Origin of the sequence: Vreelandella zhaodongensis, from assembly GCF_013415115.1 — a bacterium.
Lineage (GTDB): Bacteria > Pseudomonadota > Gammaproteobacteria > Pseudomonadales > Halomonadaceae > Vreelandella > Vreelandella zhaodongensis.
The window spans coordinates 123,892-148,530 of record NZ_JACCDD010000008.1; the positions used below are offsets into that span (position 1 = coordinate 123,892).

Sequence of the window (24,639 nt, forward strand, 5' to 3'; positions counted from 1 at the left end):
TTGATCAGCGAGTCACGCAAAGGAGCAAAGAGTGGGCCTGATACAGAACATATTAGCGGTGATCGTGGTGCTTGGGTTGTTAGTGACCTTCCACGAGTTCGGCCATTTTTGGGTGGCACGCCGTTGTGGCGTGAAAGTACTGCGTTTCTCAGTTGGTTTTGGCAAACCACTTTGGTCGACCGTTGACCGTCACGGCACCGAGTTTGCGGTGGCAGCCATCCCATTGGGTGGCTATGTCAAAATGCTTGATGAGCGTGAGGCGCCTGTACCCGAAGAGCAGTTAGATCAGGCATTCAACCGGAAAACCGTATGGCAGCGTATTGCCATTGTTGCTGCTGGTCCCATTGCCAATTTCCTACTTGCCATTGTTGCCTATTGGGCGCTGTTTGTGGCGGGCACCACGACGGTTGCTCCTATGGTTGGCGATATCACGGATAATTCGCCAGCAGCGGAGGCTGGACTTAGTCGAGGGAGTGAAATTACCGCCATTCAGGGCGATACAATGCGTTCCTGGCAAGAAATAAATTTAAAGCTTGTTTCTATGATTGGTTTCAGTGGTGACCTTACCATTGAAGCACGACCTGAAGGCTCGAGCGTGCCGCGGGTTTATCAACTGCCCGTGACCAGCTACATGGTGCGCCAGGACCCGCCGCAGCCGTTGCTGAGTTTGGGTATTACCCCATGGCGTCCTGAGATGCCTGCTGTACTTGGCCAGGTGGTAGATGGCCAGGCCGCTGCGCAGGCGGGGCTTCAGGCAGGTGATCGCATTGTTGCGTTTAACGGTGAGCCAATCGATGATTGGATGCATTTCGTCTCGGTTATTCGAGAGAGCGCCGGTCAAACCTTAAGCGTTGATTATCAGCGTAATGGTGAACAGGGTACGCTTTCTCTAACACCGGGGCGCAATACGCTGGAGAGTGGCGAAGAGGTTGGCTACATTGGCGCTGGAGCGCAGCCGGTAAGCTGGCCTGAAGAACTGCAGCGAGAGATTCGCTATGGGCCGATAGAAGCAGTCGGAAAGGCGTTATCGCGAACAGGCGAGATGATGCTCTTGACCGTTGATGCTATCCGCAAGATGCTGGTAGGGCTTATTTCGCCCTCGAACCTTTCCGGCCCCATCACCATTGCGCAAATTTCTGGTGATTCAGCCCGCGCCGGGATGGAAGTATTTGTAGGCTTTCTGGCGTACCTTTCCATTAGTCTGGGTGTGCTAAATCTATTGCCAATACCCGTACTCGATGGCGGACATTTACTTTACTATTTTATAGAGGTTGTGCGTGGGCGGCCGGTCTCTGAGCAAACGCAAGCGGTAGGGCTGCGTATTGGGCTGGCCATGGTAGGTTGCCTAATGCTGATGGCTCTCTATTTTGATCTGATGCGCCTGTGGTAATGACGCGTGTAGCGCGCAGGATGCCTTGTCATCTGCCTGCACAAATGTATATGGTGCCTATCTGGAATGATGGGCAGACCAACGCGAGCGAACTGACTGCATGAAAATCAAGACCCTTGGAATGGCGGCACTCTTGCTGGTAGGCACCAGTGGTGCCCAAGCACAATCCTTTGATGTTTCGGACATTCGTGTGGAAGGACTGCAGCGGGTATCCGCCGCCTCCGTCTTTAATGCGTTTCCCGTCAATGCAAATGACCGAGTGAGTGAACAGCAGCTTGCCGCTGCTGCGCGTGATTTGTTCGCCACTGGCTTATTTGAAGATGTGTCACTCGCGCGGGAAGGCGACGTGCTAGTGATTCAAGTGGTCGAGCGGCCAACCATTGCGCGCTTGAACATTGAAGGCAACCAGCAAATTTCTAATGACGACCTGCGTAGAGGCTTGCGCGAGTCTGGGTTGTCAGAAGGTCAGGTACTGCAGCTGTCCACGCTGGAAGAGATACAGCGTGAGCTGGAAGGAGTTTATCAATCCCAAGGCCGCTACAGTGCAAGGATTAACGTAGACGTCGATCCCATCGATGAGGGGCGTGTCCAGGTTAATATCAACATCAATGAAGGCGAAGTAGCCAAAATTCGCCAAATCAATATTGTTGGTAATGAGGCCTTTGACGATGACACGCTACGGGGCGTATTTGAATTACATGACCGCCCAGGGCGTTTTTTCGGTTTGTTTTCAAGTGACAGTTACTCTCGTGAAGCTCTGGCGGGCGATATTGAGCGCCTGCGCTCTTTCTATTTGGACCGTGGCTATGCAGGCTTCGATGTTACGTCTACCCAGGTATCGATTGGTCCTGACAAATCAGAAATTTTCATTACTCTGAATGTGGATGAGGGTAGGCAGTACAAGGTAGGCAATATTCGCTTTGCAGGTGATTTGCAAATCAGCGAAAGAGAAGCGCAAGAGTTGCTGACCATTAGTAGTGGCGATACGTTTTCTCGCGGGAAAATCAACGAGTCTACTGAAGCGTTGCGTCAGCGGCTTGGAGCTGAAGGCTTTGCATTTGCTGACGTTCAGGGTGTTCCTGAAATGGCGAGTGACGGAGAAACGGTTGATCTTGTGATTGCCGTTGACTCTGGGCAACGTACCTATGTACGCCGTATTGAGTTTTTCGGTAACACCACAACGCAAGACGAAGTGCTGCGCCGTGAAATGATTCAGCTGGAAGGCGCGCCGGCATCGACTGATGCAATTGCCCAGTCGCGTCAGCGTTTGGAGCGTCTTGGTTTCTTCAGTGAGGTTGAAGTCGATACGCGTTCTGTACCTGGACAGCCGGACCTGCTGGACGTTACCTATAATGTGGAAGAGCAACCATCGGGCTCAGTCTCAGCCAGCGTCGGTTTCTCACAAAGCGCTGGGGTGATTTACGGCGTAGGCTTGGCACAAAATAACTTTTTGGGCACTGGTAACCGCGTCAATGTTGGGGCTCAGAAAAGTGATACGTTTACCAGCGTCAACTTTGCCTTCACTGACCCCTATTGGACGCTGGACGGTATTTCTCGCGGTTATAATCTCTTTTATCGAGAAACCGACTACGGGGACTCCGATATTTCCACGTTCTCTACTGATGCCTACGGTGCTGGTATTAACTTCGGTTACCCCATCAGTGAGCTTTCACGGTTGAACTTCGGTGCCAGTATTGAAGACTTAACCGTCAAGACCTATAACGACACAGCATCAGAAATCCTTCGCTATGTCGACGAGCAAGGTGAGCACGCACAAAGCCTGAAGCTCAACGCGAGCTGGACGCGTAACAATTTGAATCGCGGTATTATGCCTACGGCGGGTAACTATCAGCGCCTCTCTGTGGAAACTGCCGCCCCAGGCAGTGATGCGGAATACTATAAGCTGCGCGCCCGTGCCCAGCAGCTATTCCCGATCAATGATGATCACACCTGGGCGTTAAAGTTTAGTGGTAATTTAGGGTATGCCGACACGCTAGGCAGCAATGACCCGTTCCCGTTTTATGAAAACTTTTATGCGGGCGGTTTAGGGTCGGTGCGTGGCTTTACCTCAAACACATTGGGGCAGCGCACTACGCCAACCCGAGATGGTGGTCGTGACCGCACATTGGGCGGCAATATATTGGTAGAAGGGTCGGCAGAAGTGCTTTTCCCGTTGCCCTTCATTGAGAATCAGCGCGCGTTTCAAACGTCGCTCTTTTTAGACGCAGGTAACACGTTCCTAAGTTCTTGCTATGATGTCCAGGAAGCCGATGTTGGACGTCAGCAGTGTAGTTCTGGAGTGGATTTGAGCGACTTACGCTACAGTATCGGCATTGGTCTTTCTTGGCTGACACCGGTAGGCCCATTGACGTTTAGCTTCGCGGAGCCGCTAAACGATGAAAGTGGCGACGACACGCAGTTCTTCCAGTTCTCGCTGGGCCAAACGTTCTAATGTTGTAAAACAGTGCTTGCGAGCACCACCGCCTGACTAAAAGGAGTTAACAAGATGCGTAAACTGACAGCAGCTGTGTGTCTATTAGGCGCGATGACACTACCGGCTTACGCGACTGCCGCTGAAGTGGCAGTGCTTGATTGGCGTGCTGCGTTGATGAATACACAGTCGGCCCAGTCATCGCTGAACCAGTTGGAAGGCCAGATTGGTAACCAGCAGCGCGAGGCAGAAACACTAGGTGGCGAGCTTCAGCAGTTGCAAGAGCGCCTGCAGCGCGAGGGCGAAACGATGCCGCAATCTCAGCGAGAATCGCTTATTGCTGAGCTGCAGCAAAAGGGCAGCCGCTTTGAACAGCTGCGTCGTGAAGTGCTGCAAGCGCAGCAAACTTCAGAGCAACGCTTCCTTGAAAGTGCTGAGTCGAAGCTCGAACGGGCCGTTGAACAAGTGCTCCAGCGCCATAATATCGATGTGCTTGTAGAGCCTCAGGGGGTTTTGCACTCATCGACAGATCTGCCTAACGTGACGAATGAGGTCACACAGATTTTTGATTCGCTAAACTAATTTCATGATTGTAGGTGCGGTGACCCCGCACCCCTGTTTCTCTGGGCTCCCATGACGCACGCTTCTCATCACCTCACCCTTGCGGATATCGCTCGTCACTTGGACGTTGATTTCGAGGGCGACGCTGATCAGCCAATTAAGGGCTTGGCCACGCTCAAAGAAGCGACGCCAGATCACGTTGCGTTTCTCGCGAATCGTGCGTATTTAAAAGATTTGGCTAATACAAAAGCTGCGGCAGTATTGCTACATCCCGAGCATGGTAAACACTGCCCTGTGCCACGCTTAGAAATGAACAACCCCTATTTAGGGTACGCCAAACTCTCCCTGCTATTTGATCCGCTGCCTGCTTGGGATATTCCAGGTATTCATCCCTCGGCCGTTGTCGCAGATGGCGCTATTCTGGGGGAAGGTGTTTCTGTTCAAGCGCATGTGGTGATTGAAGCCGGTGTGGTGCTAGGCGATCGAGTAGTGGTGGGCGCGGGTAGTGTGATTGGGGCCGATAGCGTGATTGGCGATGATACCCGTCTGCATGCCAATGTGACTGTCTGCCATGGCGTCGTGGTAGGTAAACGAGGGATCTTACAAAGCGGCTGCGTGATTGGCGGCGACGGTTTTGGCTTTGCTCACGATGGCGCCGGTTGGCACAAAATTGCCCAATTAGGTGGTGTGGTGTTGGGTGATGACGTCGAGGTTGGTAGTTGTTCCAGTATCGATCGTGGTGCACTGGGTGATACGGTGATTGGCAACGATGTGAAAATCGATAGTCAGGTGCAGATTGCCCATAACGTCACTATTGGTGATCACAGTGCCCTAGCGGGCTGTGTTGGGATTGCTGGTTCCACCAAGGTGGGTAAGCACTGCATGCTTGGCGGCGGCGTCGGGCTTTCTGGTCATCTCACTATTTGTGATGGCGTGCAGGTGACTGGCATGAGCCTTGTGACTAACTCGATCCATGAACCAGGCGTATATTCATCAGGCACTGGCGCCATGAGTAACACCCAGTGGCGTAAAAATGCAGTGCGCTTTAAACAGCTAGATGAAATCGCTAAGCGCTTATCTCGGTTAGAGAAAAGTCAGCGTAGAGAGTAAATTTGCTAGCAATTTAGTGGTTGAACTGGTTGAAGAAAGGCAGGTGGCTTGAGGCTGAGTAGCCGCAGGTTATAATCCACCGCCTGCTCGCCAGTGGTGTTGCTGGTTCGTGCCTGATATCACTCAGGCCTTTTGTCATTTTAGAGGTCGTTACGATGGTTATGGATATTAACGAAATTCGCGAATACTTGCCTCACCGCTATCCGTTTTTGCTGGTGGATCGAGTAACGCAATTAACCGTAGGCGAAGCCATCGTTGCGTATAAAAATGTCAGCATTAACGAGCCGTTTTTTAACGGACATTTTCCGCATCACCCCATCATGCCGGGGGTTTTGGTAGTTGAGGCATTAGCTCAGGTGTGCGGCATTTTAGGCTTTAAGACGGTTAATAAGCTGCCCGCCGACGGTTATGTTTACTACTTAGTAGGAAGTGACAACGTGCGTTTCAAGCGCCCTGTGATGCCGGGTGACCAGTTGGTATTGGAAGCTAACGTGATTCGTGGGAAACGAGGCATTTGGAAGTTTGCTTGCCGAGCAACGGTTGATGGTGAATTAGCCTGTGAGGCAGAAATTATTTGTGCTGAGAGGAAGGTAGCTTGATACATCCTACTGCACTGGTTGACCCTGATGCGCAGCTTGCTGACGACGTTGAGGTTGGCCCGTTTAGTGTAATTGGGCCAGGCGTCACGATTGGCGCGGGTTCTGTGATTGGCCCTCATGTGGTGATTAAAGGGTTTACCGTACTAGGTGAGCGCACGAAAGTGTTTCAGTTCGCCTCGGTAGGTGAGGACTGCCAGGACAAGAAGTACGCAGGTGAGCCAACACGTTTGATAATGGGCGATGATAATGTCGTTCGCGAAGGCGTTACCCTGCATCGTGGCACTGTCCAGGATCGCAGCGAAACGACCATTGGCTCGCGGAACTTATTCATGGCTTACGTTCATGTAGGTCATGATTGTGTGATTGGTAACGACTGCATTTTAGCTAATCAAGTCACGTTGGCAGGTCATGTCACGCTTGGTGATCATGCTATTTTGGGTGGTCTTTCGGCGGTGCATCAATTCTGTCATTTCGGTGAACACGCCATGGCAGGGGGGGGCTCGATTATCACCAAAGACACCCCTGCCTACGTGATGATTAACGGCAATCCAGCGGAAGCACGCGGCCTTAATCTGGTGGGCTTGAAACGGCGCGGGTTTAACCGTGAAGCGATCAATGCTTTAAGTAGCGCCTATAAGCTGGTGTACCGCCAAGGCCTGACCGTTGAACAAGCCGTTAGTGAAATGCGTAGCCGTTTCGATTTGCCAGAAGTCACCACGTTTGCCGACTCTATTGAGCGGTCAACGCGAGGCATTATCCGCTAATGATGTTGGTGTTCCATCGACATCAACAATAGGGTTCCTATGCAATTGGTTCACTCGCCGTTATGACACTGCAACGCGTATATCTTGTGGCTGGCGAGCTCTCTGGCGATATCCTCGGGGCTGGCCTGATGCGTGAGTTGAGGCTGTGTCATCCAGACGTTGAATTCCGCGGTCTGGGCGGCCCCCGCATGGAAGCACAAGGGTTGGCCAGCCGTTTCCCCCTTGAGACGTTATCCGTTATGGGCTTGGTTGAGGTGGTCAAACACCTGCCTGAGCTCATTCGCGTGCGCCGCACGCTGCGCGAAGAGGCACTTGCCTGGCAGCCAGACATAATGATCGGCATCGACGCGCCCGACTTCAATATTGGCTTAGAAAAACAGCTGCGTGCTCACGGGCTGAAAACTGCCCACTATGTCAGCCCTTCGGTGTGGGCGTGGCGGCAGGGGCGTGTGAAAAAGATTGCCAAGGCGGTAGATGGAATGTTGACGCTACTGCCTTTTGAAGCTGACTTTTACCACCGCCATCATGTCCCCGTGGCCTTTGTTGGCCATCCGCTAGCGGATGAGATGCCACTCGATAACGATCGTCAGGCTACCCGTCAAGCACTTGGGCTGCCGAACCAAGCACCGATAGTGGCGTTGTTGCCTGGTTCACGGGGCAACGAAATACGCTTTTTGGGCGATACGTTTTTACGTGCCGCTGAGCTGCTCTGTCAGCGCAATGAATCGCTGCGTGTGGTCATTCCAGCGGCGACCCAACAGCGTTATCAAGAGATCACCCTGCTTCTGTCAAACCACCCTGCGTTAAGTGAACGGGTCATGCTCTTGGAAGGCCAGGCACGCGAAGCGATGGTGGCCAGCGATGCAGTGCTGCTGGCCTCGGGTACCGCGGCATTAGAGGCTATGCTGTGTCACCGGTCGATGTTAGTGGCCTATAAAATGGCACCAGCTACCCACTGGCTAGCAAAACGTCTTGTAAAAACCCAGTGGATATCGTTACCCAACCTAATTGCTCAAGAGCGTTTAGTGCCAGAGTTGATACAAGATGCGGCAACACCAGAGGCTATTGCCGATCAGCTTGACGAGATGCTGGGCAATGCCGAGATGCGCCACGCGCTGGAGACCCGTTTTGCCGATATGCACCGTGCGTTACAGCGCAATGCCAGTCAGCGTGCTGCCCAGGCAATTACCTCGCTGGTAGCGGGGCAGGCGTTAGATAGCGACGAAATGGCTTCTCAAGGAAGGAGTTCCCATGGCCGTTAAACAGACTGACTATCCACCACTGGTGATTGAATATCACGGTAATCGCTTGGCAGGTGTTGATGAAGTTGGGCGTGGGCCACTGATTGGCAGCGTGGTCGCATCGGCGGTGATTCTGAACCCTAGCCGACCGATTGAGGGGCTAACGGATTCAAAAAAGCTCACCGCGCGAAAGCGCGAAATGTTGGATGTGCAGATTCGCGATCAAGCGTTAGCGTTTGCAGTTGCCGAAGCCAGTGCAGCTGAAGTCGACCAGCTTAATATCTACCATGCCACCCATCTTGCTATGCGACGTGCCATCGATGCTCTGGCCCCTGCAGCGGAATACCTACTGGTGGATGGTAATCGGCTGCCAGGACACGCGCTTCCTGGGCAAGCGGTGGTCAAAGGCGATGCCCGCCATCCTGCGATCGCTGCCGCGTCGATCCTGGCTAAAGTAGCTCGCGATGCACAGATGGCCGAGCTGGATATACGCTATCCTGAGTATGGTTTTGCCCGTCATAAGGGGTATCCAACCAAAGAGCATTTGGCGGCGTTGTCTGCCCACGGGCCGCTTGCCGAGCATCGTCGCAGTTTTGCGCCAGTACAGCGCCAGTTAGCGCTACTGTAAGCCTTTTCTATTGTTCTACTAGCCTTGTTGCTGAGAGTCTCATGACGGTTCCGTTCGTTCATCTACGTTTGCACAGTGAATACTCCCTGGTTGATGGCTTGGTCAAACTCAAGTCACTGGTCAGTACCACCGCTGAGCGGGGGATGCCGGCATTAGCCTTAACCGACGAAGCTAACTTGTTTGGTCTGGTTAAGTTTTACAAGGCGGCTCAAGGCGCTGGTCTGAAGCCCATCATCGGCAGCGATCTATGGCTATATAATTCCCATGATGAGGCTCATCCGTATCGCATCACGCTGTTGGCGATGAACGATGTTGGGTACCGCAATCTCACCGAGTTGATTTCTAAAGGATGGACTGATGGCCAGCGCCAGGGTAGAGCGATTCTGGATAAGCAGTGGGTATTGGCGCAAAGCGAAGGACTGATTGCGCTATCGGGAGGGCGTGAAGGCGAGATTGGGCGTCATTTACTGTCAGAGCATGAGCGCGAAGCACGGGGGCTGCTAGAAGAGTGGCAGCGAGCCTTTCCAGATCGTTTTTATCTGGAACTCATCCGTACTGGACGCCCTCTAGAAGAGGAGTGTGTTCACGCGAGTGTGAAGCTGGCAATTGAGTCGAATACCCCGGTGGTGGCGACCAATGACGTACGCTTTTTGGAGCGGGAGGACTTCTGGGCCCACGAAACCCGCGTTGCCATTGGTGAAGGTAAGGCGTTGGACGACCCGCGCCGTGAACGCCGCTATACCGAAGAGCAGTACCTAAAAAGTCCTGAGGAAATGGCGGCTCTGTTTGCCGATATCCCCGAAGCGCTTGAAAACAGCGTCATGATTGCCGAGCGGTGTAGCGTTGACGTGCGTTTGGGTGAAATCTTTTTGCCTGAGTTCGAAATCCCCGAAGGGATGACCCAAGATGAGTTTTTCCGCAAAGTCTCCCATGACGGCCTTACCGAACGGCTCGATTTTTTATTTCCAGCGGAACAATACCCCCGGGATAGCGACGCTTACCGCGAGATTGATCAACGCTATCGTGATCGACTTGAGTTTGAGCTGAACGTTATTATTCAGATGGGCTTCCCTGGCTACTTCCTGATCGTTATGGACTTTATCCAGTGGGCCAAGGATAACAACGTGCCGGTAGGGCCTGGGCGTGGCTCTGGCGCGGGGTCGCTGGTGGCTTACGCGCAAAAAATTACCGACCTTGACCCGATTGGCTATGATCTTCTGTTCGAGCGTTTTCTTAACCCTGAACGTGTCTCTATGCCTGACTTTGACGTCGACTTTTGCATGGAGAAGCGCGATAAGGTGATTGAGTACGTCGCTGATCGCTATGGTCGTAACGCGGTATCACAGATTGTCACTTTTGGCACGATGGCCGCGAAAGCTGTGGTACGTGATGTGGCGCGTGCCCAGGGTAGGCCCTACTCGTTGGGTGACAAACTTTCCAAGCTGATTCCCTTTGAAGTAGGCATGACGCTTGCCAAAGCGATAGAGCAAGAGCCTGCGCTGAAAGAGTTTATCGACAACGACGAAGAGGCCGAAGAGATTTGGGAAATGGCCCTTAAGTTAGAGGGCACCACCCGCGGCACCGGTAAACACGCCGGGGGCGTGGTAATTGCGCCGACGAAACTGACGGACTTTTCGCCGCTATTATGCGATGAAGATGGTTCTGGCCTCGTGGTGCAGTTCGATAAAAACGACATCGAAGACGCTGGGCTAGTTAAATTCGACTTTTTGGGTCTGCGTACGCTGACGATTATCGACTGGGCGTTGGAAATGGTCGATAAAGTGCGGGGGGTTAACGGCCAGGCGCCGCTTAATATCGACGCTATTCCTCTTGACGATGGAAAAACGTTCGAGATGCTTAAGCGAGCGGAAACCACCGCCGTATTCCAGCTGGAATCCCGAGGGATGAAGGAGCTGATTAAGCGACTTTTACCCGACTCCCTCGACGATATGATCGCCCTAGTGGCGCTATTTCGCCCAGGTCCGCTGCAGTCGGGCATGGTAGATGACTTTATCAATCGTAAGCATGGCCGTGCGGAAGTCTCTTATCCACACCCGGATTATCAACATGACTTGCTGAAGCCGGTGCTCAGTCCGACGTACGGCATTATTTTGTACCAAGAGCAGGTCATGCAGATTGCTCAGGTAATGGCCGGTTACTCGCTGGGGCAGGCAGACATGCTGCGCCGTGCTATGGGTAAGAAAAAGCCTGAAGAGATGGCTAAGCAGCGTGCGGGCTTTATGGAAGGGTGTGCCGACAATGGGATTGATAAAGATCTTGCGGGCAACATCTTTGACCTGGTGGAAAAGTTCGCTGGTTACGGCTTTAACAAGTCGCACTCGGCCGCCTACGCCCTGGTGTCGTATCAAACTGCCTGGTTGAAGGCCCACTATCCCGGTCCATTTATGGCCGCTGTTATGTCCACAGAAATGGATAACCTGGATAAAGTGGTGCCGCTAATTGAGGAGTGCCGCCACCTCAAACTTACCGTCACACCGCCAGATGTTAATGTGGGGGGCTATAAGTTTACCGTCGATACTGAAGGTCGCGTAGTGTATGGCCTCGGTGCTATTCGCGGTGTGGGGGAAGGCCCAATTGGTGCGATTGTCGAAGCCCGTAGCACTGATGGCCCGTTTAAAGACCTGTTTGATTTTTGTCGTCGCATGGATCCCAAACGGATGAATAAGCGGACTCTGGAAGCGCTGATTCGGTCTGGTGCGTTAGATAACTTGGGGCCGAATCGGGCGGTGTTATCCGCTGCGATGGAGGACGCGTTAAAAGCCGCCGCTCAAAATCATGCCAATCAAAACCTGGGAATGCTGGATATGTTTGGCGATGCGTTCACGGCGGAAGAAGAGGCAACAGACCCTTACGCTGAGTACCTTACTGCCCGAGAGTGGACCGACCGTGAGCGACTGTCAGGGGAAAAAGACACCCTGGGGCTCTATTTGACGGGGCACCCCATTGACGAGTATGAACGGGAGCTAAAGCGCTTTGTTTCTACACGTATCAGCGATTTAAAGCCTTCCCGAGAGCCGCAGCGGGTGGCAGGGCTGGTGGTAGCCATGCGTACCATGAAGTCCAAGCGCGGCGATACCATGGCGTTTATCACGCTGGATGACCGTACTGGGCGTATTGAAGCATCACTGTTTGGTGAGTTGTTTGATCAGCTGCGCGGCCAGATTGAATCTGACCAAGTGATCATTGTGGAAGGCGAGGTATCGAACGACGACTTCTCCGGTGGGATGCGTCTACGTGGCAAAGATGTCACCCCAATGGTGACCGCACGGATCCGTTATGGAGAAGCGGTGGAGTTGGCGCTCGATGCTGAACAGATTAACGGACGCTTGGTTGATTCCCTGCGCGACAGCCTTAGCCCCTATCGCGACGACGCTGGGCTACCGGTGCGGCTGCAGTATCGCCATTCGGCAGCGGTTGGATGGTTAGCGTTGGCAGATGAGTGGAAAGTCGCCCCCAGCGACGACTTGCTGTTAGCCCTTCGCGATGTACAAGGGCAGGTTGGCGTTCAGTTACGCTACCGCTAGTAAGTGCAATAAACGTATACGTGCCACCGCCAAATTGAACGCCAACGGGCGATGTGGCACGCTAATTGAATGGGTACTGCCTTGCGTGGCAGGTTCAGGGTGCGATAATGCCCCCATACATGCCCGTTTCAACAAGGCTTCTTTTTTTATAGGCAGCTTACAGGCAGAGCCGATGAATCCTAATTATCTCGATTTTGAACAGCCCATTGCCGAGCTTCAGGCAAAAATTGAGGAGCTGCGTTTAGTCAACTCCGATAGCCAGTTAAACCTCTCTGATGAGATCTCTCGGCTAGAAGAGAAAAGCCGTAAGTTAACCGAATCGATCTTCAAGGATTTAACACCTTGGCAGGTTTCTCAGATATCCCGCCATCCGCAGCGTCCCTACACGCTGGATTACCTTGAGCATATTTTTACTGACTTTGACGAGCTTCACGGTGATCGCAATTTCGCCGATGACGCCGCTCTTGTCGGCGGTATTGCGCGACTGAATGATCAGCCGGTGATGGTGATTGGTCACCAGAAAGGCCGCGATGTAAAAGAGAAAGTGCGCCGCAATTTCGGTATGCCACGCCCGGAAGGCTATCGTAAGGCGTGCCGCCTAATGGAGATGGCTGAGCGTTTTAAGATGCCTATTTTGACGTTTATCGATACTCCTGGTGCCTATCCGGGTATTGATGCGGAAGAGCGCGGCCAGTCTGAAGCGATTGCTTACAATCTGGCGGTGATGTCGCGCCTGAAAACCCCGATTATTTCTACGGTCGTCGGTGAAGGTGGCTCTGGTGGCGCACTGGCCATTGGCGTGTGCGACGAACTGCATATGTTGCAGTACTCCACCTACTCGGTGATTTCTCCTGAAGGGTGTGCATCTATTCTTTGGAAGAGCGCTGAAAAAGCCTCTGACGCTGCTCAAGCCATGGGTATCACTGCTGAGCGTCTCAAAGAGCTTGGTTTTGTTGATGAACTGATTAAAGAGCCATCGGGAGGTGCGCACCGCCATCCGCTAACCACAGCTGAGCGCGTTAAAGAGGCATTGACCGACAGTCTGGAGCGTTTGCAAAGCTTTGATAGCGAAGCGCTTCTCGAACGCCGTTACCAACGGCTGATGAGCTATGGCGCCCCAGCTGCCTAAACGATTGCAGCGCTTACTTAATGACGCCCTGGCGGAGACCCCGCCAGGGCGTACTATTTGGGTGGCGCTTTCCGGCGGTCTTGATTCATCGCTGTTGCTGACCTTGGCGGCCCAGGTTTGCCGAGACGCGGGTCGTTCGCTGCGTGCTATTCATATTAACCATGGTTTACAGGTCGCAGCCAGCGCCTTTGAATCGCACTGTCTGGCGCTGTGTGATGTGCTTGACGTATCGCTAGTGACGACAAACGTGGTTGTGGATGCACAGGGCGAGGGTGTTGAAGGAGCTGCGAGGCGTGCGCGCTACCAAGCGTTCAAGCAGCATATTCCCTCTGGCGATACGTTATGGCTCGCCCAACACCAAGATGACCAAGCAGAAACCCTGTTACTGGCGGCGCTGCGGGGTAGCGGTGTACGCGGTTTAGCAGGCATGCCATATCGCCGTGAGTGGCAGGGGCTCACTGTGCTGCGCCCCTGGCTGAGTGTCAGCAAGCAGGCGCTGACAGAGGTAGCGAATGCGTTATCGCTGCACTGGTGCGAAGACCCGACCAATCGCAACGTCACGTTTGATCGCAACCGCTTGCGCCATCAGGTATTGCCTGTGCTGCAAACCCGCTGGCCTGGAGCTGCACGTGCTTTGGCCAACAGTGCTCAGCATGCTGGTGAGGCGGACCAGTTGTTAGCGGCATATGCCGCCGAAGAGCTGGCGGTGTTAAGGCTAGAAGAGCACTGTGTGGATGCTGCGTTGCTTAACCAGCGTGCCTTGCCTCGGCAGCGATTGCTAGTGCGTACGCTTTGTGATCAGTTAGGCCTACCTACACCACCCCAGAAGCGTCTGGAAAGCCTGCTCGCGCAGCTAAACTCGGCACACGATGCCCAGGTAAAGGTTGTATGGCCGGGGGCGGAAGCACGGGTGTGGCAACGCCGACTCTACTTGCTGCCTCCGCTAGAACCGCTCCCTGTTTGGGAAGTCGAATGGGATGGAACACCAGGGTTGCCAACGCCATTAGGCATGCTGAAAGTAAGCCTGGTGATACCGGGCTGCGTAACGCTGCGTTGGCGGCAAGGTGGCGAGGTGATTGCGTTAGCACAACGCGGGCGGCGTGATCTCAAGCGCTTACTCCAAGAGCAAGGCGTGCCGCCCTGGGAGCGTGAGCGCTTGATTGTCATAATGGATGGCGAGTTATGTTTGGGGGTGCTACAGCCGCCTGCCAAGGTGTTATGGCAGGCCGACGGCGTTGTTATTGAGTCCTAGAACCGAAAACGTAAAACCAGCTGCAGCCATATACGCCAGCTCTTGTTCCATATCGGTGCTGAGAAGCGTGGGCTCATCGCTGGAGGGTAGTGTAACGGTCAGTGTTGAGCCTTCCACACTCACTTGCGGCAATGGTGGTGCGTTCTCGGGCCGTGAGTGGTTGATCAGCACAGCAAGGCGCAGCAGGCGAGCCAGTTTGGCGCATCCTTCCTGATGTGACACGGGCAGTGCCTGCCACTCTTTGGTGGGGAATTTACGTCGGTGGGCGCGAACCAGGAACGCCAGCAAACGCTGCTCCGGGCGCGAAAACCCAGCCAAGTCAGAATGCTCTAACAAGTAGGCACCATGGCGGTGGAACTGGCTATGAGAGATGGCCAAGCCAATTTCATGCACGTGGCTGGCCCATATAAGGTAGTGGCCCTGTGTCTTGGTTAGCCCCCATGCCTTTTTTACTTCATGAAATAAGCGAAGGGCAGTGTCGGCAACATTTTCTGCCTGCCGAGAATCAACATCATAAATCCGTTTTAGCGCATCCACGCTCTTGGAGCGGGTATCTTCCGCGCTGTTGCGCCCAGCCATGTCATAAAGCACTCCTTCGCGGAGGGCGCCATCGGCAAAGCGCATTTGGGAAAGGTTGAAGGCTTCAAAGATGGCGCTCAAAATAGCGATGCCTGCCGGAAAGACTTTTGCTCGGTCAGGTTTTAGGCCATCTAGCTCAACTTTATCCAGGTGTTTGCACTTCAACAGGCGTTCGCGCAATTTTTTCAAGCCACTACGGGTAATAACGCCTTCCTGAGGTGTGTCGCCGTAGGCATATAGCACGCTCGCAGCGGCTTTGATCGTTCCACTTGAACCGACTGGGTCGTCCCAGCCAAGGCGCTGATAGGGGCGTTGAATGTTAGCCAGTTCTGAAAAGGCCGCGAGTTCCGCGCGTCGCATGCGTTTTTCACTCAGCTCGCCATCAGGAAAGAAACGACTGCTGAAGGTCACGCAACCCATGCGTAAGCTTTCCAGCGCTTTGGGTTCGAATGCTTCACCAATGATGAATTCGGTAGACCCACCACCAATATCGACAATTAAGCGGCGGCCATTTTCCGCCAGTGCGTGGGCGGCTCCTAAGTAAATTAAGCGAGCTTCTTCGCGGCCAGCAATAATCTCAATTGCATGTCCTAGTTGGGCTTCGGCACGCTCGATAAACGCTTGGCTGTTATAGGCATCGCGTAGTGCATTGGTGCCGACAATGCGCAGGTTGGCACTGTCTATATCTGTCAGAAAGGGAGCAAAACGACCCAGGCAATCCAACGCTCGCTGTATAGCCGCCTCGCTTAAATAACCACTCTCATCTAGCCCAGCGGCTAACTGAACTTTTTCACCCATTCTGGCAACGACTTGAAGGCGCTCGTTTTGATAATTGGCGACCAGCAGATGAAAGCTATTTGAACCGAGATCAATAGCTGCTAAACGCTGCGGTTCTGTGTGATCAGGTTCAGCCGACGGCATAGTGGTGGGGGGCGAGAAATCCTTTGGCATATGCTTTCCTTCCTAGTGGCTGTGTCAAGGTTGCGGTGCCTCATTAGTATTGTCAATTGCCAAAGGCTTGCGTTTATCTCAGGCCTTGACTACCATCGAGCTACTGGCTTGATCCGAGTTGGCTTGTTTGTCTATTTAACAGGTGTGTTACTCGGGTATTCCGAGCAGCACGTATCCAAATGGCATCAGCCAGATGTCCAAGTCGTCAGATAACCCACTGAAACAGCACTTTTCTGTGCCGATCAGATTAACTAGTTTTTAGCACCCTCATGCTAAGCAGCCACTGATGCCGTTATTCCTTTTTAGGCATGTAGTTGATGACTGCTAAGCAATCAGTATCTGAGTGTGTGTCTAGAGGGGGGTCTGAACGCATCACTTGGCGCTTAGCCCTACTGTCTAGGCCACGCCTCCTGTCTTATTCCGGCGCTTGTCGCCCAGCTTTCATGAGCAACTTTCTAACACACCGATGAATCTCACTGAACTCAAGCAAAAAACCGTTCCCGAGCTGCTCGATATCGCCCGCGAGATGGGTATCGACAACTTAGCCCGTTCGCGCAAGCAGGACATCATTTTCGCCATCCTCAAAAGGCATGCAAAAAGCGGTGAGGATATTTATGGCGATGGTGTGCTGGAAATTCTTCAGGATGGCTTCGGCTTCCTGCGTAGCGCTGACAGCTCTTACCTCGCCGGACCGGACGATATATACGTATCGCCGTCGCAGATTCGTCGTTTCAATCTGCGCAAAGGTGATTCCATTTCCGGCAAAATTCGCCCGCCCAAAGAAGGCGAGCGCTACTTTGCCCTGCTCAAAGTTAGCCAGATCAACTTTGACCGTCCGGAAAATGCCAAGCATAAGATTCTCTTTGAGAACTTAACGCCGCTATTTCCTGATGACCGTCTGCGCATGGAGATCGGTAATGGCTCCACTGAGGATCTTACCGCTCGGATCATTGATCTAACGGCGCCGATTGGTAAAGGTCAGCGTGGGCTGTTGGTGTCGCCGCCTAAAGCGGGTAAGACACTGATGCTGCAGAATATCGCGACGTCCATCACGCGCAATAACCCCGAGTGCCACCTGATCGTCCTACTGATCGACGAGCGCCCTGAGGAAGTGACCGAAATGTCGCGTACCGTGCGCGGTGAAGTGGTTGCCTCCACCTTCGATGAACCACCCGCCCGCCATGTGCAGGTTGCAGAAATGGTTATCGAAAAAGCCAAGCGCCTGGTCGAGCACAAAAAAGACGTGGTGATTCTGCTCGACTCGATCACTCGTCTGGCGCGTGCTTACAACACCGTGGTGCCCAGCTCCGGCAAAGTATTGACCGGTGGTGTCGATGCTCACGCTCTAGAGAAGCCGAAACGCTTCTTCGGTGCTGCGCGTAATATTGAAGAGGGCGGCAGCCTGACAATTATCGCCACTGCGCTAGTTGATACCGGCTCGAAAATGGACGAAGTCATTTTCGAAGAGTTCAAGGGCACCGGTAACATGGAAGCCCATCTGGACCGCAAGCTGGCTGAAAAGCGCGTATTCCCAGCGATCAATATTCGCCGTAGCGGTACTCGCCGTGAAGACTTGCTGGCGTCTGAAGATGAAATGCAGCGCATGTGGATTTTACGCAAGCTGTTGAACCCGATGGAAGATACCGCTGCCACAGAGTTTCTGATTGATCGTCTGAAAGATACCAAGACGAACTTGGAATTCTTTGAAGCAATGAAGCGCCGTTAAGCGCTACATGAGCATTAAGCAGTAGTGATCGTCTAGCCAGCCGGGGAGTGTGCTTTGAAGTATAACGACTTGCGCGATTTCATTGCGGCGCTTGAAGCAAAGGGTGAATTGAAGCGAATCACCGCCGAAGTTGATCCTTACCTGGAAATTACTGAAATATGTGACCGTACGCTGCGCGCTGGTGGCCCTGCGCTTTTGTTTGAAAACGTGAAGGGTCACGATATGCCGCTGCTGGGCAATCTGTTTGGTACGCCCAAGCGAGTGGCTATGGGCATGGGCCAGGATTCAGTAGAAGCGCTGCGTGAGGTGGGTAAACTGCTGGCGTTCCTGAAAGAGCCAGACCCGCCGAAAGGGCTAAAAGATGCCTGGGACAAGCTGCCTATTTTTAAGCAGGTACTCAGCATGGGGCCCAAAAATGTCAAGCGGGCTCCCGTGCAAGAAGTGGTGTATGAAGGTGACGAGGTTGATTTAGATCGCCTGCCTATCCAACACTGCTGGCCAGGCGATGCTGCCCCTCTGGTGACCTGGCCGCTGGTGATTACCAAGGGTCCGCATAAAAAGCGCCAAAACCTCGGTATTTATCGCCAGCAAAAAATCGGTAAAAATCGCCTGATTATGCGCTGGCTCTCGCACCGCGGTGGCGCGCTGGATTTTCTAGAGTTCCAAAAAGCGCATCCCGGTGAGCCGTTCCCTGTGGCTGTTGCGCTGGGGGCTGATCCAGCGACGATTCTAGGTGCGGTAACACCGGTGCCGGATAGCCTCTCTGAATACGCGTTTGCCGGGCTGCTTAGGGGCTCTCGTACCGAGCTTGTGAAGTGCGACCACGCTGACCTTGATGTGCCTGCGTCTGCTGAAATCATTCTCGAAGGGTTTCTCTACCCAGACGACGTGGCAGCGGAAGGCCCGTTTGGTGACCATACTGGCTACTATAACGAGGTCGACCACTTTCCTGTCTTCACCGTTACCCGCATGACCATGCGGCGAGATGCCATCTACCACTCTACCTACACAGGCCGCCCGCCAGATGAGCCGGCCATTTTAGGCGTCGCACTTAACGAAGTGTTCGTGCCTATTCTGTGCAAGCAGTTCCCTGAAATTGTCGATTTCTACCTGCCGCCGGAAGGATGTTCCTACCGGATGGCCGTTGTCACCATGAAAAAACAGTACCCCGGTCATGCCAAGCGCGTAATGATGGGCGTCTGGAGCTTTCTACGCCAGTTTATGTATACCAAGTTCGTGATCGTTTTAGATGACGATGTTGATGCGCGCAATTGGGAAGATGTGATGTGGGCTATTACCACACGTATGGACCCAGCACGGGATACGGTGATGGTGGAAAATACACCCATCGACTATCTCGACTTTGCGTCACCGGTGTCCGGGTTGGGCTCTAAAATGGGCTTGGATGCCACGAATAAGTGGCCCGGTGAGACCGACCGCGAGTGGGGCACACCCATCGTGATGGACGATGCGGTAAAAAACCGTGTTGACGAACGCTGGGACGAATTGGGCATTGATATCCCGTTACCTAAACCTCGCCACGGCTGATCCAGCGCTAAGGTTGTACGATTTTCCACAAAGAGGCTTTCATGAGCGCAAGTCCGTTAACTTGCAGAACGTTAACCTGCCAGGTAACTGCTGTTGAGGATTTAAATCCCGATGTCTTTGGGGTCACCCTAGAAGGGCGGCCCGAAGCCATGCAGCATGCCCCTGGGCAGTACTTAGAGTTAAAGCTGGATGACAGCACATGGGTGCCGTTTTCTATCGCCAGCGCTGAACGTGGCGATGGCATTATCGAATTGCATATTCAGCACTGGCCAGAGCGGGACAACTCTGCTCGACTGCGAGAGTTATTGCAGGTAGCCAACCAGTTGACCGTACGATTGCCCAGCGGAGAGTGCGTACTGGATACTGAAAGCGAGCGGCCGCTATTGTTGGTTGCCGCAGGTACAGGCTTTGCACAGATGAAAGCGATTGTTGAGGCAGCGCTAAGCAAACAGCCTAACCGGCCGGTTTCACTGTGGTGGGCTAACCGTGAGCACCGTGATCTTTATGCTGAAGATCTCGCCTGCGAGTGGGCACAGCAGTATGTCAATGTTGCTTTTCAAGCGGTGACAGAGTTTCCGCTTACCGAGCCACTGGCCGCTGGTGAACGTATCTCACATCATCAAGGACGCATTGATCTGGTGTTGGAGAGCGACCTGGAAAGCACACTGGCCACCACGCCAAATGAGTGTGATATCTACCTCTCGGGCTCGCCGGGTATGGTTTACGCTTGTGTTAGTGTCTTAGAGCGAAAAGGTATTAACAGCGAGCGAATGTTCTCGGATGTGTTTGCCTACGCGCCGCGCCCTCACTAAAATGACCGGCTAACCGATACCGATAAAAAGGAGGCTTCAATGGCCCACCATGACGACGACTTTAAAGACGAATCAGGTTTGCTTGCTATTGTGCTCGGCCTTGTGGTGCTGGTGAGCATGAGCGCACTGCCCGCTACGATTGGCTGGATACAAGCATTTGGCGGCTGATAGTTGCCATTTTCTTCGTATGCAGGCAGGATTAAGTTATTCGGCTTTATTGCCTTTTAGAGAACACCGTCAATCAGGACATAGCTATGTACACAGCACAACGCACCCAGCCAACACAAGCTAAGCCGCTACCGGTGGCTGGTGCGTTGTTGTCTGCGTCTGTTTATGCTGCGTATTGGTTTAGCCACGGTGTGCCCTTGGCCGACCAATAGCGTCGCGCCATCAGGCACACCGACTAGGTTGCCTGCCGCATGCAAAGAAGCCTCGGTTGGTAACTCAACCGAGGCTTCTTTCGTTTTAACTGTTTATTTACGTTTCATCAGATTCCTCAAGGAGCTACATCATGTATCGCGCATACTCTCTCGCTACTCAGCTCGCCAACGCCATTACCTACATCGGTTATGGTTATGGCTGGCGATTTAGCGACGCGCGGTTGGTGCAAGCTGCCACCTCCGACCGTGCAAGCCAGGGTGGCCAGTTGGTATCACGATGTCACACGCTTCCGGAGAGTTAATGTTATGAACGCCCATGCCAGCCCTGCTTGCACAACTGTGTCAAACGTATTGTCTGTAACGAACTGCCACTCGGCCACATCTCAGCCACTACCCCTGCCAGCGGAGTTGCGCCGCAGTATCGCGATTGACTCAACCCTGGGCGAGCAAATTGCCCAGCAGCGTCATGCGGTTCAACGCATTCTGAATGGCCAGGATGACAGGCTGTTGGTGGTCGTGGGGCCATGCTCCATTCATGACCCAGACGCAGCGCTGGAGTATGCCGACCGACTGGCTGCGCTTAGCGATGAGGTGAGTGAGCAAATATTACCGGTAATGCGTGTCTACGTTGAAAAGCCACGCACCACCGTCGGTTGGAAAGGTTTAGCGTATGATCCTGATTTAGACGGCAGCGGCGATATGCCAAAGGGAATAACACTCTCTCGTGAGTTGATGCACGCGGTTGCCTCACGGGGCTTACCAGTGGCCACGGAGCTTTTACAGCCAATGCTTGCGCCCTACTTAGATGATTTGCTGAGCTGGGTTGCCATTGGTGCTCGCACCACTGAGTCACAGTTACACCGCGAGCTGGCAAGTGATCTCGCGGCAGCCGTAGGGTTCAAAAATGCCACCAGCGGCGACGTCCAGGTCGCTATTGATGCGATGCAGGCAGCTGCCCATGCTCACCAGCGTTTTGCAATAGATAGCCAAGGCTGTCCAGTTATGCAGGAAAGTGCCGGTAATCCCCACACTCACGTGGTGCTCCGTGGGGGGCATGGCGAACCAAATTACCAGTCCCATCACGTACGTTCGGCAGTAAAGGCTCTGCGAGAAGCAGGTCAAAACCCACGTTTAATGGTGGACTGCAGCCACGCTAATGCGCGCAAGGATCATCGTCGCCAAAGCGAAGTGATGCTCGATGTATTGGCGCAGCGCAAAGCGGGCGATGCTAATTTAGTAGCCTTAATGCTAGAAAGTCACTTGTTTGAGGGAAAACAGGCGCTTAAGCCAAATGCGATGCGTTACGGTGTGTCTGTTACCGATGCCTGTGTTAGCTGGGAAGCGACTGAGCGACTGCTCAAAACTGCCGCCGAAAGAATGTGTTAAAACACAGTTATCTACGTACAGCTTGATAACCTCTTGTCTGCCTTGGTCAGCCCCGTATCATAGGAGCCTCCTATCGATGACGAGGTTGGCCATGGTCTTCACCCTTGAGCAGCATAACCCCAGTAGCTACCAGCGCAAGGCGCGGATGATCAGTATTGCCATGGCAGGGCAGCTTATTGTCTTTGGGCTACTGTTTTCAATGCTGTTAACCGCCACGTTTGGCAGCAGCCTATGGCTCAATGCGTTGGGCGTGTTTCTGGGCCTGTTAGCCACCAGTGCGATGTTTGCAGTCCTCAAAGATCGCCCCTGGATGACTGAAATGCGCTATGTTTGGCAGCTTAAGCAACACCTTTCTCATATCAGCGGCTACCTGCAGCCACTGCGCCAAGCCGTGGAAGAGGATAACCGCGTGGCGTTGGACATTGTGACATTTTACCATCAAGGCATGACACAGCTTGCTGAGCTTAATGGTCGCACTACTGATGATGATTCTGAGCGGCTGGCAGAAAAAATGCAGATAAAAGTAAAGCGAGAAACGTTGGGTCTGCCAGCCCAGGTCGACAGTTTTGACCCGCAAGACTTAAAAGCATTTAAGCGTCGCTAAATGAAGTGAAATTTATTTATTAAGAAGAAATCCGCTGAATTCTACGTAGACCCCATTGAAGGTGTCTACGGCGATAAAAGACCCAGTAGTAAAAGTAGTAACAACAGCGGAAACAACAGGGAGCAGGATGCATGACTTACTTACCTAATCGATTAACAGGTGTTATGGCGGTGGCTGCTACAGTTGCGCTGGCGGGCTGTGCTAGCACGGGGGCAACGCCTGCGGATTCTTCAGCCACGGGAACGTCTAAAACAACGGTGCATAGCAGTGCGCCACTGTTCCCTGCTGTTCTGTTTCCTGGCAGCGCGGCACACTTTGACGCTTGGGAGTGTCAGCCTGCTAACCAAAACTTGGTTACTGCGATGAATGATGATGACTTACGTCTTTGGTCACTACACGGCGCTTGGCGTTTACCAGAAGCGATAGTAGCAAGCGGTGCCCGCTATCAAGATGGGGAGATCAGCTTCTGGAATCGTGGTGATCAGGCCCAGGTAGAAACACCACGTGGTCAGCTTCAATGCCAGCAAGGGCAGCGTCGAGCTGCAGCAACCCGTGCTGATCACCCAGGTGTGATGTTCCTGGGGCGTGGCAATGAGCCTGGCTGGTCCATTGAACTTGCCCATGATGCGCCGATGATGACCTGGACAACGGCCTATGGCAGCGAGACGCAAACCATACCCTATATGGTGAGTGTCATGGACAACGAAGCAGGCAGAGTTGTTATCGAGAATGCTAACGCTGATCAGTTTTTCCGCGTACGCATCGAGGCGGGAGCGTGCTTTGACGATATGAAAGGCCAGCCGTATCCAGCCCGTGTCACGTTGAGCATAGGCGGCGAGCAGTACAAAGGCTGTGGACAGGGCATTGCTCCCTAACCCCCCTGGTGTTTTGGACCACTGGCGTGTCAGCAGCGGTAAAGGAAAGGCTCGGCACGCCACTGTGATTCAATAAAGTCGCTGGCGCATAGCGCGGTGGTATCCCCGGTTGCCCTGGCAGCGAGCCGGGAGAGTGTTTCCAGGCGTAGATCCCGAGAGGCCTCTAGCTGCTCGCTTGTCTCAACTGGATGCCAAGTGTCATCTTCTCTTGTTGCCAGTGTAAAGCTAAAAGGATGAAAGCCCGGAAAGCCAAGGCGAATATCCGTGGCGATTAATGTTTCCTGACCATCTAACAGCAGTGTGTCATAGCGCAAAAAGGGACCGGTGAACCACGCCAGCCGTTGACCAAGTGGGCCTGCCAAGGCGCTTTCCTCAAGTGCCGTATTGCGCTTTAAAGGTTCAAGTGTTGGGGGGCGCTGACCATCGAATAAACCTATCAAACTCTCGTAATAGAGGTCTTCACCGATAATCGTTGCCCGCCAAAGCACAATATTAAATGGTGTTGGTTGAATGAGAACGGGGGCTTCACGAAGCCCTGCTTCAGCGAGCGAAGGAGCTAAGCGCTGTTCTACGCTCCATTTCGCCCCTGCTGCTAGTAGCAAATATACGCTGGAGACCGCTAAGCCCACGGTACAGGCACTGCGAACCTTTTTGGAGGCGACACCTATGATCAATGCAATGAGCAGTGGCAGAGTGTAGAAAGGATCGATAATAAACACGATAGGCCACGCCACTGGCGGTATATCTAGCGGCCAAAATAGCTGAGTGCCGTAAGTCGTCAGTGAATCAAGCAGAGGATGTGTGGTCAGACAAAGGACGAAAAACCACCACCAGTGGCGAAAGTAAACAGGACGCTGTTGTGTTGCTGGAAAAAGTCGCGCGGTAAGCAGTGCGAATAGAGTGCCCAGCCCTGTCAACACGAACAGTGAATGGCTAAACCCGCGGTGCTCAGTCACATTGGCCACCGCGTCGCCATAATCAAGTACTACGTCCAGATCAGGCAGCGTGCCAAGCAGTGCGCCAATAAGCACGGCTTTACGGCCCAGCCGTCTGCCCAGTATTGCACCACCTACAGCGGCCCCAAGAGCAGCTTGTGTGACTGAATCCACGAATATCTCCTTGGGGCGA

At 53.4% G+C, this 24,639-nt stretch carries 22 protein-coding genes; 20 read left to right on the plus strand and 2 right to left on the minus strand.

The features are described from left to right. The first annotated feature begins 31 nt into the window (after positions 1-31). From rseP to tilS, 11 genes are all read left to right on the plus strand, one after another. Complete coding sequence (rseP, locus tag HZS79_RS14690; RefSeq protein WP_162219162.1) at positions 32-1,390, plus strand: sigma E protease regulator RseP; 1,359 nt, start codon at positions 32-34, stop codon at positions 1,388-1,390. A 100-nt stretch (positions 1,391-1,490) separates the two neighbouring features. After that, entirely contained in the window at positions 1,491-3,842 is a 2,352-nt protein-coding gene (gene bamA / locus HZS79_RS14695; RefSeq protein ID WP_371829575.1) for an outer membrane protein assembly factor BamA, read from the plus strand. Positions 3,843-3,896: 54 nt separating this feature from the next. Then, complete coding sequence (locus tag HZS79_RS14700; RefSeq protein WP_162219161.1) at positions 3,897-4,403, plus strand: OmpH/Skp family outer membrane protein; 507 nt, start codon at positions 3,897-3,899, stop codon at positions 4,401-4,403. A gap of 51 nt (positions 4,404-4,454) precedes the next feature. Further along, complete coding sequence (gene lpxD, locus HZS79_RS14705) at positions 4,455-5,492, plus strand: UDP-3-O-(3-hydroxymyristoyl)glucosamine N-acyltransferase (RefSeq protein ID WP_179928229.1); 1,038 nt, start codon at positions 4,455-4,457, stop codon at positions 5,490-5,492. A 155-nt stretch (positions 5,493-5,647) separates the two neighbouring features. Further along, the gene (gene fabZ / locus HZS79_RS14710; protein WP_162219159.1) at positions 5,648-6,091 is read left to right on the plus strand and encodes a 3-hydroxyacyl-ACP dehydratase FabZ; all 444 of its coding nucleotides are present in this window, start codon (positions 5,648-5,650) and stop codon (positions 6,089-6,091) included. After that, positions 6,088-6,855 carry an acyl-ACP--UDP-N-acetylglucosamine O-acyltransferase gene (gene lpxA, locus HZS79_RS14715; protein ID WP_162219158.1) on the plus strand — a complete coding sequence of 256 codons (768 nt, stop codon included), beginning with the start codon at positions 6,088-6,090 and terminating at the stop codon, positions 6,853-6,855. The genes fabZ and lpxA overlap by 4 nt, the downstream gene beginning before the upstream one ends. 62 nt (positions 6,856-6,917) lie before the next feature. Beyond that, a complete protein-coding gene (gene lpxB / locus HZS79_RS14720; RefSeq protein WP_179928230.1) occupies positions 6,918-8,117 on the plus strand; it encodes a lipid-A-disaccharide synthase in 1,200 nt (399 codons plus the stop codon). Beyond that, positions 8,107-8,724, plus strand: a complete 618-nt coding sequence (gene rnhB / locus HZS79_RS14725) for a ribonuclease HII (protein WP_179928231.1) — start codon at positions 8,107-8,109, stop codon at positions 8,722-8,724. Before lpxB ends, rnhB begins: the two co-directional genes overlap by 11 nt. 41 nt (positions 8,725-8,765) lie before the next feature. After that, positions 8,766-12,269: a DNA polymerase III subunit alpha gene (gene dnaE / locus HZS79_RS14730; protein WP_179928232.1), complete on the plus strand. Its 3,504-nt coding sequence runs from the start codon at positions 8,766-8,768 to the stop codon at positions 12,267-12,269. Between the two features lie 172 nt (positions 12,270-12,441). Beyond that, complete coding sequence (accA, locus tag HZS79_RS14735; protein WP_179928233.1) at positions 12,442-13,398, plus strand: acetyl-CoA carboxylase carboxyl transferase subunit alpha; 957 nt, start codon at positions 12,442-12,444, stop codon at positions 13,396-13,398. Further along, on the plus strand, positions 13,379-14,650 hold the full coding sequence (tilS, locus tag HZS79_RS14740) for a tRNA lysidine(34) synthetase TilS (RefSeq protein WP_179928234.1): 1,272 nt from the start codon (positions 13,379-13,381) through the stop codon (positions 14,648-14,650). The genes accA and tilS overlap by 20 nt, the downstream gene beginning before the upstream one ends. Here tilS and ppx read toward each other — a convergent pair. Beyond that, the gene (gene ppx / locus HZS79_RS14745) at positions 14,615-16,180 is read right to left on the minus strand and encodes an exopolyphosphatase (protein WP_179928235.1); all 1,566 of its coding nucleotides are present in this window, start codon (positions 16,178-16,180) and stop codon (positions 14,615-14,617) included. The two genes, tilS and ppx, sit on opposite strands and share 36 nt — an antisense overlap. Positions 16,181-16,646: 466 nt before the next feature. Here ppx and rho point away from each other — a divergent pair, with 466 nt between their 5' ends. The 9 genes from rho to HZS79_RS14780 all read left to right on the plus strand — a co-directional run bounded on the left by rho (position 16,647) and on the right by HZS79_RS14780 (position 23,511). After that, positions 16,647-17,906 (plus strand): transcription termination factor Rho, encoded by a 1,260-nt coding sequence (gene rho, locus HZS79_RS14750; RefSeq protein WP_162219151.1) that lies wholly within the window; start codon positions 16,647-16,649, stop codon positions 17,904-17,906. Positions 17,907-17,960: 54 nt separating this feature from the next. Further along, a complete protein-coding gene (gene ubiD / locus HZS79_RS14755) occupies positions 17,961-19,454 on the plus strand; it encodes a 4-hydroxy-3-polyprenylbenzoate decarboxylase (protein ID WP_162219150.1) in 1,494 nt (497 codons plus the stop codon). A 41-nt stretch (positions 19,455-19,495) separates the two neighbouring features. Next, positions 19,496-20,266, plus strand: coding sequence for an NAD(P)H-flavin reductase (locus tag HZS79_RS14760; RefSeq protein WP_179928236.1), 771 nt, complete (start codon positions 19,496-19,498; stop codon positions 20,264-20,266). A 39-nt stretch (positions 20,267-20,305) separates the two neighbouring features. Continuing rightward, entirely contained in the window at positions 20,306-20,434 is a 129-nt protein-coding gene (locus HZS79_RS16905; RefSeq protein ID WP_274380172.1) for a hypothetical protein, read from the plus strand. 86 nt (positions 20,435-20,520) lie between these two features. Then, the gene (locus HZS79_RS16910) at positions 20,521-20,646 is read left to right on the plus strand and encodes a hypothetical protein (protein WP_274380171.1); all 126 of its coding nucleotides are present in this window, start codon (positions 20,521-20,523) and stop codon (positions 20,644-20,646) included. A 131-nt stretch (positions 20,647-20,777) separates the two neighbouring features. Beyond that, positions 20,778-20,948: a hypothetical protein gene (locus tag HZS79_RS14765; RefSeq protein WP_179928237.1), complete on the plus strand. Its 171-nt coding sequence runs from the start codon at positions 20,778-20,780 to the stop codon at positions 20,946-20,948. Between the two features lie 4 nt (positions 20,949-20,952). After that, positions 20,953-22,032, plus strand: a complete 1,080-nt coding sequence (locus tag HZS79_RS14770) for a 3-deoxy-7-phosphoheptulonate synthase (protein ID WP_162219148.1) — start codon at positions 20,953-20,955, stop codon at positions 22,030-22,032. Between the two features lie 91 nt (positions 22,033-22,123). Beyond that, a complete protein-coding gene (locus tag HZS79_RS14775) occupies positions 22,124-22,636 on the plus strand; it encodes a DUF3087 family protein (RefSeq protein ID WP_162219197.1) in 513 nt (170 codons plus the stop codon). A 131-nt stretch (positions 22,637-22,767) separates the two neighbouring features. After that, the gene (locus HZS79_RS14780) at positions 22,768-23,511 is read left to right on the plus strand and encodes an MliC family protein (RefSeq protein ID WP_179928238.1); all 744 of its coding nucleotides are present in this window, start codon (positions 22,768-22,770) and stop codon (positions 23,509-23,511) included. A gap of 29 nt (positions 23,512-23,540) precedes the next feature. On the opposite strand, the gene HZS79_RS14785 is transcribed toward HZS79_RS14780, so the two are convergent. Then, positions 23,541-24,620 carry a metal-dependent hydrolase gene (locus HZS79_RS14785; protein WP_162219146.1) on the minus strand — a complete coding sequence of 360 codons (1,080 nt, stop codon included), beginning with the start codon at positions 24,618-24,620 and terminating at the stop codon, positions 23,541-23,543. Positions 24,621-24,639 lie beyond the last annotated feature (19 nt).

Coding starts and splice junctions, on each gene's coding strand:
- bamA (WP_371829575.1), top strand. CDS start 1,491: ATGAAAATCAAGACCCTTGGAATGGCGGCACTCTTGCTGGTAGGCACC.
- HZS79_RS14700 (WP_162219161.1), top strand. CDS start 3,897: ATGCGTAAACTGACAGCAGCTGTGTGTCTATTAGGCGCGATGACACTA.
- lpxD (WP_179928229.1), top strand. CDS start 4,455: ATGACGCACGCTTCTCATCACCTCACCCTTGCGGATATCGCTCGTCAC.
- fabZ (WP_162219159.1), top strand. CDS start 5,648: ATGGTTATGGATATTAACGAAATTCGCGAATACTTGCCTCACCGCTAT.
- lpxB (WP_179928230.1), top strand. CDS start 6,918: ATGACACTGCAACGCGTATATCTTGTGGCTGGCGAGCTCTCTGGCGAT.
- rnhB (WP_179928231.1), top strand. CDS start 8,107: ATGGCCGTTAAACAGACTGACTATCCACCACTGGTGATTGAATATCAC.
- dnaE (WP_179928232.1), top strand. CDS start 8,766: ATGACGGTTCCGTTCGTTCATCTACGTTTGCACAGTGAATACTCCCTG.
- accA (WP_179928233.1), top strand. CDS start 12,442: ATGAATCCTAATTATCTCGATTTTGAACAGCCCATTGCCGAGCTTCAG.
- tilS (WP_179928234.1), top strand. CDS start 13,379: ATGGCGCCCCAGCTGCCTAAACGATTGCAGCGCTTACTTAATGACGCC.
- ppx (WP_179928235.1), bottom strand. CDS start 16,180: ATGCCAAAGGATTTCTCGCCCCCCACCACTATGCCGTCGGCTGAACCT.
- rho (WP_162219151.1), top strand. CDS start 16,647: ATGAATCTCACTGAACTCAAGCAAAAAACCGTTCCCGAGCTGCTCGAT.
- HZS79_RS14760 (WP_179928236.1), top strand. CDS start 19,496: ATGAGCGCAAGTCCGTTAACTTGCAGAACGTTAACCTGCCAGGTAACT.
- HZS79_RS16905 (WP_274380172.1), top strand. CDS start 20,306: ATGGCCCACCATGACGACGACTTTAAAGACGAATCAGGTTTGCTTGCT.
- HZS79_RS16910 (WP_274380171.1), top strand. CDS start 20,521: ATGTACACAGCACAACGCACCCAGCCAACACAAGCTAAGCCGCTACCG.
- HZS79_RS14765 (WP_179928237.1), top strand. CDS start 20,778: ATGTATCGCGCATACTCTCTCGCTACTCAGCTCGCCAACGCCATTACC.
- HZS79_RS14770 (WP_162219148.1), top strand. CDS start 20,953: ATGAACGCCCATGCCAGCCCTGCTTGCACAACTGTGTCAAACGTATTG.
- HZS79_RS14775 (WP_162219197.1), top strand. CDS start 22,124: ATGGTCTTCACCCTTGAGCAGCATAACCCCAGTAGCTACCAGCGCAAG.
- HZS79_RS14780 (WP_179928238.1), top strand. CDS start 22,768: ATGACTTACTTACCTAATCGATTAACAGGTGTTATGGCGGTGGCTGCT.